Annotated in this window: 16 protein-coding genes; 10 read left to right on the top strand and 6 right to left on the bottom strand. The window is 68.5% G+C overall.

The window, feature by feature from the left end:
- Window positions 1–32 precede the first annotated feature (32 nt).
- Window positions 33–1,376, bottom strand: coding sequence for an extracellular solute-binding protein (locus tag OG598_RS14720; RefSeq protein ID WP_328654974.1), 1,344 nt, complete (start codon window positions 1,374–1,376; stop codon window positions 33–35).
- Between the two features lie 391 nt (window positions 1,377–1,767).
- Between OG598_RS14720 and OG598_RS14715 the strand changes: the two genes are divergently transcribed.
- From OG598_RS14715 to OG598_RS14705, 3 genes are all read left to right on the top strand, one after another.
- Window positions 1,768–2,511, top strand: a complete 744-nt coding sequence (locus tag OG598_RS14715) for a GntR family transcriptional regulator (protein ID WP_328654973.1) — start codon at window positions 1,768–1,770, stop codon at window positions 2,509–2,511.
- A gap of 89 nt (window positions 2,512–2,600) precedes the next feature.
- Window positions 2,601–3,170 carry a DJ-1/PfpI family protein gene (locus OG598_RS14710; RefSeq protein WP_210781253.1) on the top strand — a complete coding sequence of 190 codons (570 nt, stop codon included), beginning with the start codon at window positions 2,601–2,603 and terminating at the stop codon, window positions 3,168–3,170.
- Between the two features lie 19 nt (window positions 3,171–3,189).
- Window positions 3,190–4,011: an alpha/beta fold hydrolase gene (locus tag OG598_RS14705; RefSeq protein ID WP_328654972.1), complete on the top strand. Its 822-nt coding sequence runs from the start codon at window positions 3,190–3,192 to the stop codon at window positions 4,009–4,011.
- A 143-nt stretch (window positions 4,012–4,154) separates the two neighbouring features.
- Here OG598_RS14705 and OG598_RS14700 read toward each other — a convergent pair whose 3' ends face one another.
- Entirely contained in the window at window positions 4,155–5,726 is a 1,572-nt protein-coding gene (locus OG598_RS14700) for an LPXTG cell wall anchor domain-containing protein (RefSeq protein ID WP_328654971.1), read from the bottom strand.
- A gap of 194 nt (window positions 5,727–5,920) precedes the next feature.
- Here OG598_RS14700 and OG598_RS14695 point away from each other — a divergent pair, with 194 nt between their 5' ends.
- On the top strand, window positions 5,921–6,262 hold the full coding sequence (locus OG598_RS14695) for a VOC family protein (protein WP_328654970.1): 342 nt from the start codon (window positions 5,921–5,923) through the stop codon (window positions 6,260–6,262).
- A gap of 87 nt (window positions 6,263–6,349) precedes the next feature.
- On the opposite strand, the gene OG598_RS14690 is transcribed toward OG598_RS14695, so the two are convergent.
- Window positions 6,350–6,913 carry a DinB family protein gene (locus OG598_RS14690; protein ID WP_328654969.1) on the bottom strand — a complete coding sequence of 188 codons (564 nt, stop codon included), beginning with the start codon at window positions 6,911–6,913 and terminating at the stop codon, window positions 6,350–6,352.
- Window positions 6,914–7,036: 123 nt separating this feature from the next.
- On the opposite strand from OG598_RS14690, the gene OG598_RS14685 reads away from it, so the two are divergent.
- Window positions 7,037–7,729 carry a hypothetical protein gene (locus OG598_RS14685; protein WP_328654968.1) on the top strand — a complete coding sequence of 231 codons (693 nt, stop codon included), beginning with the start codon at window positions 7,037–7,039 and terminating at the stop codon, window positions 7,727–7,729.
- Between the two features lie 102 nt (window positions 7,730–7,831).
- Here the strand turns inward: OG598_RS14685 and OG598_RS14680 are convergent, their stop codons facing one another.
- Window positions 7,832–9,076 carry a PQQ-dependent sugar dehydrogenase gene (locus OG598_RS14680; RefSeq protein ID WP_328654967.1) on the bottom strand — a complete coding sequence of 415 codons (1,245 nt, stop codon included), beginning with the start codon at window positions 9,074–9,076 and terminating at the stop codon, window positions 7,832–7,834.
- Between the two features lie 180 nt (window positions 9,077–9,256).
- Here OG598_RS14680 and OG598_RS14675 point away from each other — a divergent pair, with 180 nt between their 5' ends.
- On the top strand, window positions 9,257–9,766 hold the full coding sequence (locus tag OG598_RS14675) for a hypothetical protein (protein ID WP_328654966.1): 510 nt from the start codon (window positions 9,257–9,259) through the stop codon (window positions 9,764–9,766).
- A gap of 45 nt (window positions 9,767–9,811) precedes the next feature.
- On the opposite strand, the gene OG598_RS14670 is transcribed toward OG598_RS14675, so the two are convergent.
- Window positions 9,812–10,228, bottom strand: a complete 417-nt coding sequence (locus tag OG598_RS14670) for a hypothetical protein (RefSeq protein ID WP_328654965.1) — start codon at window positions 10,226–10,228, stop codon at window positions 9,812–9,814.
- 222 nt (window positions 10,229–10,450) lie between these two features.
- On the opposite strand from OG598_RS14670, the gene OG598_RS14665 reads away from it, so the two are divergent.
- From OG598_RS14665 to OG598_RS14650, 4 genes are all read left to right on the top strand, one after another.
- A complete protein-coding gene (locus OG598_RS14665; RefSeq protein ID WP_328654964.1) occupies window positions 10,451–11,686 on the top strand; it encodes a low temperature requirement protein A in 1,236 nt (411 codons plus the stop codon).
- A gap of 239 nt (window positions 11,687–11,925) precedes the next feature.
- Entirely contained in the window at window positions 11,926–12,225 is a 300-nt protein-coding gene (locus OG598_RS14660) for a hypothetical protein (protein ID WP_328654963.1), read from the top strand.
- Window positions 12,226–12,303: 78 nt separating this feature from the next.
- On the top strand, window positions 12,304–12,861 hold the full coding sequence (locus tag OG598_RS14655) for a hypothetical protein (RefSeq protein WP_328654962.1): 558 nt from the start codon (window positions 12,304–12,306) through the stop codon (window positions 12,859–12,861).
- A gap of 1 nt (window position 12,862) precedes the next feature.
- Window positions 12,863–14,302 (top strand): dihydrolipoyl dehydrogenase family protein, encoded by a 1,440-nt coding sequence (locus OG598_RS14650; protein ID WP_328654961.1) that lies wholly within the window; start codon window positions 12,863–12,865, stop codon window positions 14,300–14,302.
- Between the two features lie 89 nt (window positions 14,303–14,391).
- Here OG598_RS14650 and OG598_RS14645 read toward each other — a convergent pair whose 3' ends face one another.
- Complete coding sequence (locus OG598_RS14645; RefSeq protein WP_328654960.1) at window positions 14,392–15,000, bottom strand: TetR/AcrR family transcriptional regulator; 609 nt, start codon at window positions 14,998–15,000, stop codon at window positions 14,392–14,394.
- Window positions 15,001–15,006: the final 6 nt, after the last annotated feature.

The following is a 15,006-nucleotide window of genomic DNA, read 5'->3' as shown; positions in this document are numbered from 1 at the left end:
GGAATCGTCGGTCGTCAGAGGGGCGGGGTCACTCACAGTCCGCCGCCGCCCTTGCGGCTGCTCGAGTCGAGCACGCCCTGCTGCTCCTTGGCGATGTCGTCGAGCGCATCCTTCGGCTTCTTCGCGCCGTTGAGGGCCGCGTTCACGTTGGTGTTCTCGATGTCGACGAGGCGCGCGTACTCGGGCACGTTCCACATGTCCCGCATCCGCGGAACCGAGTCGGTGTACACCTGGTTGAACGGCCCGGCATTGAGGAACTCGGGCGACTCCAGGGCGTCCGTACGCGATGGCACGCCACCGGCCGCGGCCCACTTCTTCTGGACGTCAGCCCGCTCGAACCACTTCATGAAGTTCAGGGCCTCGGTCTGGTTCGCCGTGGCGGAGTAGGCCGACACGTGCATCCCCATACCGCCGAGAGGGACCAGGTTCGTCTTCTGGCTCGGCAGGGTGGCGAAACCGAGCTTGTCGAGAATCTGCTCCCGGCTGGTGCCGAGCGTCGACTGCTTCGGATCGAGCAGGCCGCCGCTCGCGGCGATCCAGTTGAACGCGATACAGGCCTTGCCCTGGGCGACAGCCGCGTTCACCTCGTCGATGAACCAGTTGCCGGAGCCCTTGGCGGTCAGCGGCTTCATCTTGTTGACCAGGACGTCCATCGCCTCCTGGCCGGCAGCGTCGTTGATGACGCCATCGATCTTGCGTGCCTTGGAATCCCAGAGGTTGCCGCCGTAGACGCCGTTGACAGTGTTGTAGGTGACGGCCGCGGCATCGGAGCCGTTGGCCTGGTGGAAAGCCAGCCCGCTGACGCCAGGGTTCTCCGCCTGGCACTTCTCGGCGGCTGAGATCATCTGGTCCCAGGTCTGCGGCGGCTTGTCGCCGATCAGGTCCTTGCGGTAGATCATCGTCCAGGTGTCGCCGAGCAGCGGCAGTCCGTACAGGCTGGCGTTCTCGTCGCGTTTGCCCGTCTCCGCCTGGGGGAACTGGCCGTACGCCGCCAGGAGGTACGGGTTGTAGGCCGCGACGTCGATGTTCTCCTTGACGAAGTCGGTGAGGTCGAGGATGTTGCCGTTCGTCACGGCCTCGCCGATGTGTTGCGAGTCCAGGATCGCGATGTCGAAGTCGGTCTTGCGCGCGGCGAACTGGGTGAACATGGCGTCGTGCCAGTTCGCGTTCGGCACGGTGTTGACCTTGATGGTCGCGTTCGGCCGCTCCTTCTTGTACTCCGCGTTCGCGAAGGCTTCCAGTGCCTTGGCGGGCGGCCAGTCGAACCAGATGAAGCTGAGGGTCAGCGGGTCCTTGGTGAGCTCGGGGATGGTCGCCGGCGCCTTGGGGGCGCTCGCCTTCTCGCCGTCGTCCTTGCCCTCGCCGCAAGCCGTCACGGTCGTGGCAACCAGCAGCATGGCCGCTGTCGCCAGCAGTACCTTTCGGCCGGGAGCGGACACTCTTCCTATTCGCTTCGGATGGCGCATTTTCAAGCCTGCTTTCTGGATGGGGACTTCTAGAACCTCGCTATGTGCTTCGCCGAGCAGTTGCTGGTTGTTCAGGCGTGTCGCCGGGCTGACGCGGGGGCCGACCCGCGGACCGGCTCGAGCACGCTCATGGGAGCTTCACGTGATCGAAGTAGAGCGATCGCGGGCGGTTCCGCGATGGTGCTGGATGCCAGGCACCCGTCACTTTTCCTATACGATCCAGTGGGGGCGTCAGCATGTCGCAGCCTTGTGACTGATGTCAACAGGTTCCCGAAGGTGCAAGAAAGGACGTCACGTCACGATGGACGACGAAGCGATGATCGCGCGGGGCCGTAGGGCCGTGACGGGTGGAACGCCGCCGGGAAGATCTGGCGGCCGGCTTGCCGACGAGGTGTACGACACGCTGCTCGGACAGCTGATGTCGCTACGGATCGAGCCTGGCTCCCGCGTCACGATCGACGTCCTGGCGCGAGAGCTTGGGGTCTCGCAGACCCCGATCCGAGATGCTCTGAACCGCATGGAGGCCGAGGGCCTGGTCGTGCGTGTGCCCCATGCTGGCTACCGCATTCCCCCCCAAATCACCCGTCATCGATTCGAGGACATGCTCGAGGTCCGCCTGCTCCTCGAGCCGGCGGCGGCGCGCAGGTCCGCCGAACGCGCATCCTCGGAGCAGGTGGCCGGTCTGCGACGGATGCTGGAGGAGATGGCGGAGCTGGAGGGGGGCAACGGACCCGCGGCCTATGGCGCCTTCGGGCTACGCGACGCCGCTTTCCACGATCTCGTCGCCCTGAGCGCGGAGAACCAGGTCATCCGGGAAGCGCTCGCTCGCCTGCACAGCCACGTGCACCTGTTCCGGCTTCACCACGACACCCAGGTCACTCACCTGGCCATGGCCGAGCACGAGGAAGTTGTGGCAGCGATCGCCGCGCGTGACCCCGACGCCGCCGCCTACGCGATGCGTCGGCACATCCTGCGGTCCGGCGAGCGTTTTCGACGGCTGTTCGACGAGATCGAGGGTGCGGGCGTAATGGCGGTAGAGGCTTGACGAGCGCGCTGGGCCCAGGAATGCTGACTCAATCCTGATCGGATCGGATTGGATCCACCTCACCCGCCCCCAGATGCGAGGAGAAGCAGGTGCCCAGAGCGCTGCTCCTGACCGGCGACGCCGCCGAGGAGCTCGACACCATGTATCCCTACTACCGTGTGCAGGAGGGCGGCTGGGACGTCGACGTCTCGTCACGGACGATGCGCGACGTGCAACTGGTCATCCACGAGTTCGACCCCAACTCCGACGCCTACGTGGAGAAGAACGGCCGCAAGCTGCCGGTCGACGTGCCCTGGGCCCAGGTCGACGTCGAGCGCTACGACGCCCTCATCATTCCCGGGGGACGTGCCCCCGAGTGGATCCGGGTCGACGCCGACGTCAGGCGCATCACCGAGCACTTCTTCGCGCGCAACCTTCCCATCGCGTTGGTGTGCCACGGCGCGCAGGTACCAGCGGTGTACGGGCTGCTGAAGGGTCGGAAGACGGCGTGCTTCCCCCCGATCACCGGTGACATGGAGAACGCGGGCGCGACGGTCATCGACGCTCCCGACGTCGTGGACGGCAACCTCGTCTCCTGCCGGGGATGGCCCGACATGCCGCAGTTCGGCAGGGCGATGATGGAGCTCTTTTCGAAGTCCGTCGACCCCGCATCGGCATGAGCACAGCGGGCCTGCCCCGGTGACCGCACTTCGGACCGTCACAGTCGACGGTTGCCCCGTCCACGTCCTGGAGAGCGGCACGGGGCCCGCGGTGCTGATGCTGCACGGCTCCGGACCCGGCACGACCGGGTCCGGCGCCTGGGCAACGACGGCGCAGGCGCTGGGCGCGTCCTGGCACCTGGTGGCTCCTGACCAGGCGGGGTTCGGCCGTACACCCGTCCCGGCGGGCTCCAGGGGTGGGCTCCGGCTGTGGACGGAGCAGGCCGCAGGCCTGATGGACGCTCTCGGTATCGAGCACTACGCCGTGGTGGGTCACTCGGTGGGCGGCGCGGTGGCGCTGGCGTTGGCTGCCGCGCGCCCCCAGCAGGTCACCCATGTCGTGGCGGTCTCGACGATGGGCGCCCCCGGGGCGCCGCTGTCCGCCGAGCTCGACGCGATCTGGGCCGCCCCCGCCGGCCCGATCGGGGCACGGGACATGCTGAGTCGCCTCGTCCTCGACCAAGCGCTCGTGACCGATTCGGCAGTCGACGCCCGTGCAGCCGCGATGCGAGCGGGGGCCGCCGCATTCGCGTCGTTGTTCCCGCCACCCAGGGCACGGTGGGTCGACGAGCTGACCCTCTCGGCGCAAACGCTGGCAGCGGTGCGTGCGCCAGTGCTGCTCGTCCACGGCGCCGAGGACCGGGTCACCCCGCTCGAGACGGCAGCCCAGCCCCTGCTCGACCACCTGGCCGACGTCCGTCTGCACGTGTTCGGCCGATGCGGACACGTGCCGGCGATCGAGCACCCGCAGGAGTTCAGGGAACTGCTGTCGTGCTTCCTCCGCCCGGACCGAGGTCACTAACTGCTGCGGCAGGCCGCACGATCTCACTGCCGAGTGCTCTTGAGCGCCAGGGCGACGACCGTGCGGAGTCACGGCAGGTCATGAGGGCGAGCCGTGCCCCGCCGACCTGAGGTCGACGGGGCACGGTTGGTGCAGGGAGTAGATCAGGCGACGAAGCGGGTCTTGCGGCGGCGGACCGCCACGAAGACCGCCGCGCCGGCGGCGAGCAGTACGCCACCGATGGCGGCGGTCACGCCGGCCTTGGCACCGGTGATCGGCAGCGAGCCGTCGGTGTCCCCGCCTCCCTGGCCGTCATCCCCGCCGGGGTTCTCGCTCCCGCCGTCAGCGCTCGCGACGATGGTGACCGTCGCGCTGTCGTTGGTTGGGTTGATGTCCACGCCCGCGTCGAAGGTCAGCCGCACCTGTGCGGCCCGGGTGCCGGCCTCGTCGAGGCGCAGCTCGAACTCGTACTCGATCTTCTCGCCCTGCGCCAGGCGTTTGTGCTCGGCGCAGTGGTACTCCTTGGCGCCGAGCTTTCCCGGCACCCAGTCGCCGTAGCTCGAGCAGGTCATCGGAACGCGTACGGCAGTGACGCCACTCGGCAGCGAGAGCACGGTACGGGCCCGGAGATCCTTGGCTCCGTCGACGTTGACAGCCGCCGGGCCGTTGTTGACGTAGCCGACCTTCAACGGCACCGTGGCGCCGACCTTTCCGGTCGCGGTCGCCGGCGTCCCGAGCGCCGCCACCTCAGCCCCCTGGTCACCGCTGACCTGGAGTCTCATCACCGTACTGCCGTTTTGGTCGTTGATATCTGTCTGCCGCGACCTGCTTTGCAGACCGAGCGGCTCAAGCCTGAGCTCCCCCTCGGTGCCCTGCTGCCCAAGTCGCGCTGGGTTGAAGGACTGGAACTCCTCCCAGTCTGCCGGCGTGTGCCAGCGCGCCGAGCCGGTGTGACCGTTCGGGGCCGAATCGTCGGCCGGCACTGTGAAACCGAAGCTGGAGTCCAGCCGTGCGGCGCCGCCCGGCTCGATGGTGTTGGGGAACCGGCAGGCGAAGGCGTGGCGGAAGGCGTCGGTGGGGCTGTACTCGCAGTTCTTGTACCGCTTCGACGGGCCGAAGCCGTAGCCGCCTTCGAAGTACAGCACCACGTCATGGACGGTCTTTTCGCCGCGGTTGGCCACTGTGAGCGGGACGTCGAGCGTGCCGCCGAGGGCGCCTGTCAGCTGGAGCCCCTGCTCGATGCCGGCGAGATCCACGCCCTCACCGATGCTGACGCTCGAGTGGTGGGTGGCCGAACCGCCGTCGCGATCGGTGACGGTGAACGTGATTTCGCCCCGCTGGTCGGGCGTGGCGCTCTTCTTCGCCCGCACGACCAGGTTGACCATGGTGATGTACGTGTAGTAGTCGTTCTCCTCCGCCACCACCTTGCAGGTGAGGATCGCACCGGACTCCGTACAGGCGTTACTGTCGTTGCCGTTCCGTACGTCGGCGAAGCCAGCGACCTTGCTCCGGTCCACCTTGACGGTGTATTCGCCCCACTCCATGGTGCTGGTGCGGGTGCGGGCAAAGAGGTTCGATCCTTTTGCAGGGCCGCCGGGGGCGACAACCACATCCTTGGCGTAGTAATCGAGGTCCCCGGCGGCAGGGGTGGCGAAGGCGGGGATGGCGGAGGCGGCGATGAGCGCGCCTACGACGCCGAACCCGGCAAGCCAGCGCCGGGCGAGTTGCTTGGGCATTACCGGGTTCCTCCGTGGGATTGATCAGTGGAGCCCGTGGAGCTTATGAGGCCGTTAGGGCTGGTGCCGCCCCACTCGGGCGCCAGCGGCGGATGCTGGCCGAACGGAGGGCCGGCAGCGCCGAAGGTCGGGCGCCGCACCAGGGCGATGGTTATCCTCCTGATCCGCCGGGGCCGAGCCCCTAGCATGGCGTCATGACCGTAGATCTGTTCGCGGGCATCCCCGTTCGCGACTACGCGGCCGCGGCGGCCTGGTACGAGCGACTCCTCGGCGCCCCGCCCTCGTTCCTGCCGAACGACACCGAGGCGGTGTGGGAACTCGCCGAACACCGGTACGTGTTCATCGAGGTGCGGCCCGACCATGCCGGGCACGCCATGCACACCGTCTTCGTCAGCGACTTCGACGCCCGCATCGCACAGATCGCCGAGCGCGGCCTGGAACCGGCCGGGCGCGAGACCTACGACAACGGCGTCCGCATGGCCACCTTCCGCGACCCGGACGGCAACGAGATCGGCATCGGCGGCGGGCCGGTCTGACGGAGGCCCGTTCGGTACACCACCACGACCCGGCCGTGCCGGCAGACCACCAGCGAACCGCACCCAGCGATCACCGGTTACCGGAAGTCATACGCGGCGCGGCGCGGCTTCGTCCTGCCAGCGGTAGAGGTCGCGCAGCAGGGAAATCTCGGCGCCGTGATGGATCAGCTCCCTGTTGACGTGCAGGACGATGCCCTCCATGGGGAACCGTTCGGGACCCACAGTGGGCGGATTCTCCAGGTCGGCGTCCGAGAGTTCGCGGACCCCCGCGTTCCATCTCCCGTACGTCTCGTCGAGTTGTTTCAGCGCCTCGTCGGCGGTCCCCGCGTAGGCGAACGTCTGGGAGTCGACGTCCTGGCCGCCGAAGTGCCATCCGACCCGATAGCCCAGGCAGGAGACGACGACGTGCGCCAGCCGCCAGGCAATCGTGGTCACCGGCGCCGGCACCGGGTCAGGGGACGCGAAGTCCATCGTCCATTCCCCCGAACCCGCCGACATCGGTGCGGCCGACGTGCCACGTCGGCGGATGCTCCAGCAGCCCCGCACCGGCTCCCAGAAGTACTCCTCATCGGCGAGGCCGTGCAACCGCGGCCGCAGGTTCTTGTGCCAGTGCCGGTCGAGCTGGTCCGCGATGCGCTCACTTCTTGTCATTTCCGTACGTTACTTACAGCAGAGACCTGGCTGTGTCCCTCGCGGACGCCGTCGCCGGCCGTGGGCCTACTGGCTGCCCTCCGGCGGGCATTGGCGGGCCGACCGGCGAAGGATACTGGGCGGATGCGCGAAGACGAGGTGTTGCGGGGCATCGCCGCTCGCGTGGCGGCTCGCGACTACAGCGATGACGTGTACATCCGCCCTGGCTGCGTTGACGCGAACGGCATGTGGATGGTGAGTCCCGTGCCCGACGACACCCGGTGGCTCGTGGCACGTGGATCGCAGGAACACCTTGCCGCGCTGGCAGTCGACGCTGTCGAGCCGCTGCCACCGCTTGAGCCTGCCTCTGCCCAAGCTGTCGACGACGCTGAACAGGTGCTCGGGTATCCGCTGCCGCCGCTGCTTCGACGCATCTACGTGGAGGTCGCCAATGGCGGCTTCGGCCCCGTGCTCGGCGTTGCGGGCGGTTGCACGGACGATCTCGGGCGTACCGCTGTCGATCGACTCCATCCTCGAGAACCCGCCGGCCTGCTGCCGATCGCCCATTGGGGATGTGCGATCTACTCGTATGTCGACTGCGCAGGGCAGACGGCGGTGATGTGGGGCTTTGACCCGAACTCGGGCCTCGGCGAACACTCGTTCTACGAAGAGGGGGTTTCTCTCGTGGATTGGCTCGACGGGTGGCTCAACGGAAGCCTTGAGCCGCCTCACCTTGACCCCGATCGTACGAGCTGGTGGGGCGCGACCAACTCCGAGCGGGGGCGGCGTCAGCCTGACCACGGTTTCGACGATCCGTCACAGCCGACCCTCTTCTGAGCCAGGATGTGGATCCTGCTGCCCGAGCCTGCTTCGAAGTGAGCCTGGGGACGGCCGCCGAATGCGGCCGTCCCCAGAGGTAGCGCGGGTGTCACCCGAGGTTCAGCGGATCGTCGCCCCGCCGGTGGGGGTCGGCTGGACCCGCTCGAACCGCACCTTGCTCAGCCATCCCGGGAGGTCACTGAGCACGTACAGCTCGCCGTTCACATCGGCGCCGAACGCCGTCGGCTGGGTCGGGAAGGTGCCGATCTCAGCGGACTCGTAGCCGCCCGTGGACTTGGGACGCACGGCGAAGGCGCGGGTCGAGCAGTAGTCGCTGGCGATGTAGGTGCCCCGCGCCTCCGGGGTGACGGACCCCCGGTACACCAGGCCGCCGATGATGGAGCAGTTCTCCGTCATGTAGTGGTCGTACTCGACGATCGGGTCGGTGAGCCGCACGCCCGGCCGGCACTGCGTCGCGTCGAAGACCGGCGTGCCCTCTCGGCAGGACCAGCCGAGGTTCGCGCCACGCTGCGACGGGCGGACGTGGTTGATCTCCTCGATCAGACCCTGGCCGACGTCACCGATCCACAGCGAGTTGTCGGCCGGGTCGATGGAGAACTTCCACGGGTTGCGCAGCCCGTAGACCCAGATTTCCGGCCGCGCGCCCGCCGTGCGGACGAACGGGTTGTCGTAGGGCACGCAGTAGGGCTTCCCCCCGCAGCTGCGGTTGACGTCGATCCGCAGAATCTTGCCGAGCAGGGTGCCGAGGTTCTGGCCGCTCTTGTAGGGGTCGTTCGCGTAGCCACCGTCGCCGAGGGACCAGTACAGGTAGCCGTCGCGGCCGAAGGCCACCTGTCCGCCGTTGTGGTTGCCGTACTCGGCGTGCTCCTGGGTGAGCAGCACCTGCACCCGATCAGGAGCGTTGATGGGCACTCGCGCCAGGGTCAGCGCGCCGGCCGGCAGGCTCGTGTAGGCCACGTAGAGCATTCCGGTTCGCGCGAAGTTCGGCGCCGGAGTGATGCCGAGAAGGCCACGCTCGTTGTCCGACGTGTCGATCCGGGCGGTCAGGTCGATCACCGGGTCGGGTGCCAGGCCGGTGTCGGGGTGGTAGGCGCGGACAGTGCCGTTCTTCTCCGCGATCAGCATCCGGCCGTCCGGCAGCCCGGTGATCGCGATCGGACGCTGCAGACCGAAAGCCACCCGTTCGGAAACCACGGTCAGCTCAGCGAGTGCTACAGCACGGGGTTTGGATGGGCCGGCCGCAGCGGTGCCGGCCACCGGCGATGGTGGCGACAGAGACCCAGCCAGGGCCAGAACGAGCAACCCGGCCAGCATGGCGGCCGGGCGACGACGTCGTCGTGACATGTTCAGCTCCTCGAGCAGGTGGGTGGTGGACGCGGTCTGGGAGCGTTCCCACGATACATTGGTTGAGATCGATATCCAACCGACGTCTGCGTGTTCCGTGGCTGAGCCGTCCCGCGACCTCCGGGGCGGGTGCCAACGGACGGTAGGGTGAGCCACCGATCAATACGAACGGTGGTGCCGGTGAGTCTGATCCAGGCGGGTGTCACCGCGACGACGACAATGCTGGCCGTCCTGATCGGTGGGTGGCTCACCGTCCGGGCTCAGGATCGGCTGTGGCGGCGCGACCAGGATCGACAGTGGCGAGACATCCGGCTGAACGCGTACACCGACTTCATCGGCGCCGTCCGGGAGTACGTGGCCCACGTCCTCAACCCGGCGGCGCGCATCACCGCGGTGCCGCGCCCGCGTGATCCGGGTGATCTCATGCCGTTCTTCGACGACGAGGGCAGCCGCTACCGGGAGCGGCTGGAGAGCACCAAGACCGCGCTTCGGCTGGTGGCCGGCAACGTCGAGGTGGTGAGCGGCTCGTCGGAGCTGGTGCGCCAGGCCCGACTCCTGGCGGCCACACGAGCGGGTAGCGAGGCCGAGGCTTTGCCCGCCGATCGGTTCGACGCCCTGTGGGAGGCGGAGCGCCACTTCATCGAGGTGGCCCGGGCCGAACTCGGGCTGCCCTCCGCGTTCGTGCCATGACCGGTCAACGCCCGCCCCGACACGGTCACGCCAGACGCGCCGCCCTCATTCCAGGCCGAAGTCGGCGGGGCTGTCAGCAGCTCTGACCCTGAACGCAGTTGCTAGGGGCTCGCCTCGGGGGCCGAGGAGGGTCTCCAGGTCGTCGTCCCGGGAATCGGCGTGGTCACCGTCCAGATCGTGCTCGATGACGTCTGCCAGCAGCTCGGCGAGTTCCGACAATCCGAAGTACCGCAACGCGTCCACGGCTCGTCTCAGCCGGAAGGGCTCGTTCACCTCAACAGCGAAGCCCAAGCCGCCACCCATCACTGAGTTGTAGACACGTAGCAGGTGCGACAGCTGCACGATCCCGGGTGGAGTGCCGTGGGGAGCCTCGCCGTCAGCGCCGTAGTCAGCGGCGTGGTTCCAGATGATGTTCAGGTCATCCAACTCGGCGTGCGTCCACACCTCTTCCACCTCATCCACCGCGCACCTGGGTCCCGGGCGAGCGGTCTGTGTCATGAGGTGGAGGTCGGAGCACAGACGCAGGGTATCGAGCAGGCAACCCGCACATCACCTGCGCTCAGCCGCGCGCTCTGCGGGTCAGGGACAACAGCGTGCGGTGCCACGCCAGACACCAGGTGAGCGTTGACGCAACTCCGCTGGCGTCCGGCTCGTTTGGTAGCGAGGGGCGGACGGAGGCGGGCGATGGCGGCGGGGCGGGGTGCCGAGCTGCTGCGCCCTCCAAGGAGTTCGGGTCGGGCGACGTTCCTGGAGCTGTTCTTCGATCTGGCCTTCGTCGTGGCCCTCACCCGGGTTTCGCAACGATTCGCCGGGTTGGGCGATGACACCGGTTGGACGCTCGTCACGGGGTTCGGGCGCACCCTGCTGCTTTTTCTGGCGCTCTGGTTGATCTGGTCGCACACCGCCTGGATCACCAGCCGGTACGAACCGGAGCAGCCGATCATCCAGGCCGTCGTGGTCGGCACCATGTTCGCCAGCCTGATCATGGCGGTGACGCTGCCCCGCGCCATGGAGGAGCGAGCGCTGCCGTTCGCGGTCGCGTACCTGACGGTGATGGTGGTGCGGCCGCTCGTGGTCGCCGCCGCGCTGCGTGGCCACCCGCGACGGCTGGTGCCCTTCCGGCTTGTCGTGTGGGCTCTGGCGAGCGCGCCGCTGTGGCTTCTCGGCGCGTTGGGCCCGGATCACCTTCGCCTGCCGCTGTGGGTTGTCGCCCTCGCTGTCGACTACCTCGCCTGGACATTGGGCTGGCCGCTGCCGTGGCTCGGGGTGTCGAAGGTAGGTCGGTGGCGGATCGCGGGGACCCATCTCGCGGACCGTTATCAGCAGATGGTCCTCATCGCGCTCGGTGAGTCGATTCTGGTCATCGGCGTGGTCTTCAGCGGCGCCGACTACTCCACGGAGCGGGCAGCAGCCTTCGCGGTCGCGTTCGCCACCAGCGCGCTGCTGTGGCGGATCTACTTCCACCGCGCCGGTCTGCTGCTGACGGAGGCGTTCGACCGGGCGGGTATGCCCGGCCGGCTGGGCGCGGTGTCGGAACGGACGCATCTGCTGCTCCTGCTCAGCGTGCTCGTCACGGCGGTCGGCTACGAACTGGTGATCGATCATCCGTTCGGGCAGCCTCGACCCAGTTGGCTGCTGTTCGTGGTGGGCGGTCCGATGCTCTTCCTCGTCGCCCGCATGCGGCTGGAGTACGAGATCTTTGGCCACGCCTCCCGATCCCAGATCATCGGCTTGGCAGCCCTGCTGCTGTTCACGCCGCTGTTGGCCCGTTGGGCGCCGATGGCCGGGCTGAGCGTGGTGGCCGGAGTGCTGGCCCTGGTCGCGCTCCTCGACGCGCTGCGAAGGCGGGACCAGCCGCTGGAGGTTTCCGCCTCGCCGATCGGACGGGAGACGTCTGGAGATCCCGACTCCGAGGCGTGACGCGACCGTCGCCGCGATGACCCGGTAGGTCGCGTACCGCCCGGCCGGCCACGAACTGCGCTTTTACGCCGAACCGGCGTCTCTTACCCGGGTAGCGGCGAGTTCCAACGCGATCACGGCCGTCAGATAGAACGGTCGGTCTTGACGGCGGAAAGCTGAGCAGGTACGGTTCTCGCAGACAGAACGTTCGTTCTACCTGGTGCCAGCCGGGTGGACAGCTGTGCCTGAAGGAGAGCGCCGTGCCCACCAAGATCACCCTTGTCATCGGTAACCCCGCCGACCCCGACGAGTTCGAGAAGGTCTACGCCGACGTACGCCGGGCCGCGGAGACGTTCCCGAAGCTGCAGCGGGTCGAGTCGGCCAAGGTGTGGCCGAAGGAGGACGGCACGCCCACCCCCGCGTACCGGACGCTCGACCTGTACTTCGCCAGCTACGAGGACGCGTCTGCCGCAGTCGCGACGCCCGCCGCCGGTGCCGTCTTCGGTGGGCTCCAGGGCGCCCAGGTGGAGATCACCGGGCTGTTCTCGAACATCGAGTAGCACCGCCCTTCCCCTCCCGGCGGCGGCCCGCACCCCCGCTGGGCGTCCCTTCGCTCCGGAATCACCGAGAGGATGACCATGACCACCGTTGCCGTTCCCGGCATCTCGACGACGGCCGCTGCCCTGCGGCGGTTGTACTTCGGTCGCTTCGCCTTCGCAATCGTCTGGGCTGCCGTGACGTTCCCCCTCGCCAAGCACCTCAACCCCCTCACCGCCACGCTGCTCGTGCTCTACCCGCTGTTCGACGTGGCCGCCGCCATCGTCGACGTCCGCGCGTCGCGGGCTACCGGATCACCCACCCTGCTGTACGTGAACGTCGCGATCAGCCTGCTCGCCGCTGTGGGCCTGGGCGTCGCAGGCGCGTCCGGCATCCCTGCGGTCCTGCGCGTCTGGGGCGCCTGGGCGGTCGTGGCCGGACTGGTTCAGCTGATCGTGGCCGTCACCCGCCGCAAGATGGGTGGCCAATGGCCAATGATCATCAGCGGTGGCATCTCCGTCATCGCCGGTGGATCGTTCGTCGCGGCCGCCTCCGCGGACAACCCGGCGCTGACCAACGCCATCGGCTACGCCATCCCCGGCGCCATCTTCTTCCTCATCGCGGCCATCCGCCTCGGCCGCGCCGCGAAGGGAAACTGACGTGCAGAACGCCACGTACGACGTCGTTGTCGTCGGCGCGGGGCCGGTGGGGGAGAACGTCGCCGACCGCGTCGTGCAGGGCGGCCTGACCGCCGCGATCGTCGAGCGGGAACTGGTGGGCGGCGAGTGCTCGTACTGGGCCTGCATGCCGACCAAGGCGCTGCTGCGCAGCCAGAGCGCGCTCCGGGCGGCTCGTCAGCTGCCCGGAGCGCGCGAGGCGGTGACCGGCGAGTTGGACGCGACGGCCGTGCTGCGCCGCCGGGACGACTTTGCCTCGCACTGGAAGGACGACGGTCAGGTGTCCTGGCTGAACTCCGCGGGGATCGCCCTGTATCGGGGCCAGGGGCGGATTGCCTCCGACCGGATCGTCGAGGTGACCGGCGCGGACGGCGCCACCACGTCGCTCACCGCCCGACACGCGGTCGTCATCGCGACCGGAAGTGGCGCACTGGTGCCGGACATCGCCGGTCTGCGCGAGGCGGCACCGTGGACCAGCCGTGAGGCAGCCGCCGCGAGCGAGGTTCCCGGCCGGCTCGCCATCATCGGTGGTGGCGTGGTGGCCACGGAGATGGCGACCGCGTACGCCGGCCTCGGATCGGCGGTGACGGTGCTCGTCCGCGACGGAGTGCTCACGCTGGCGGAGCCGTTCGTCGGCGAGCGGGTCACGCAGTCCCTGCGGGACGCTGGCGTGTCGGTGCAACTCGGCGCCGAGGTCACGTCCGTGAACCGTGACGGCGACGGCACCGTGCACATCACGCTCACCGACGGCGAACAGGTCGAGGCCGACGAAATCCTCGTCGCGATCGGCCGTACGCCGAACACGCACGACGTCGGCCTCGACCGGATCGGCCTGAAGCCGGGCGCCTGGCTCACTGTCGACGACACCCTGCGGGTGGTCGACGGTGCCGGCGCGTTGATCGGCGACGGATGGCTGTACGCGGCCGGGGACGTCAACCGGCGTGTGCTCCTGACCCACCAGGGCAAGTACCAGGCTCGCGCGGTGGGCGACGTGATCGTGGCGCGGGCCACTGGCGAAACGGCAGACAACCGCCCGTGGGGTCGGCACGTCGCCACGGCCGACGAGCGCGCCGTGCCGCAGGTCGTCTTCACCGACCCGGAGATCGCGTCGGTGGGGCTGACCGCAGCCGCCGCCGAGGCCGCTGGACTGCGGATCCGGGTCGTCGACTACGACCTGGCCGCCGTCGCCGGGGCCGCGCTGCACGCCGACGGCTACCAGGGGCAGGCCCGGATGGTCGTGGACGAGGACCGACGGGTGATCGTCGGCCTCACCCTCGTCGGCCCCGACGTCGCGGAGCTGATCCACGCCGCGACGATCGCCATCGTCGGCGAGGTCCCACTGGAGCGGCTGTGGCACGCAGTGCCCGCGTACCCGACCGTCAGCGAGATCTGGCTGCGCTTGCTGGAGGCGTACGGCCGCTGATCTGAGCCGTGCTGCCGTCCGCGCCATCGCCGATGAGCTGGGTCATCCCTCACCCGGGGGTGGCCCAGCTCTGGTCGTGCGGGCTGGGGCTAACCGGCTGACTCCGCCGACTGACGCTCCGAGTTGATCCTGAGGAGCCCTTCGACACCGCGCAGGAAGGTCTCGGAGACCAACGTGGGGTCGGAGAGACATCCGGCCGCCATCGCGCCGTCGCGGAGCATGACGAAGTGGCGCGCTGCGGGATCCGCCGTTCCTTCGTGGACCTGTGCCATGAGCATCGTGATGGTTTCCAGGAACCATTGCCGGTGGGCCATGAGTTCCTGGTGTACGGGATGGTTCGTGTCCGGATATTCCGCCGCGGCGTTCAGGAACGCGCACCCACGGAACCCGGGGGACTGGATGTTCTGGGCGATGGAAGTGGTGATGGCCAGGAGCGGATCGACCGGCGATCGGTTGGCGGCGAGGGCCTCGTCGACCATGCCGCGCTCCAGCTGATGGACCTCACGCAGGTAGGCCAGAATGAGGTCGTCCTTGCTGGGGAAGTGACGGTAGAAAGTAGCCCTGGTCACCTTCGCCTCGGCGATGATCCGGTCGACGCCGACGGCGTGAATGCCCTCCGCGTAGAAGATCCTGGTCGCCGTGCGGAGAAGCTTGAGGCGTGCCTCGGAGGGCCGGGCAGTGGGTTCGTCGCTCGCCATCCCACC

Source organism: Micromonospora sp. NBC_00330 (assembly GCF_036136635.1).
In the GTDB taxonomy this organism is placed as follows: Bacteria; Actinomycetota; Actinomycetes; order Mycobacteriales; family Micromonosporaceae; genus Micromonospora; species Micromonospora salmantinae.
Note: the sequence above shows the minus strand (reverse complement) of the source record. Positions and strands in the feature narration are given on the sequence as shown.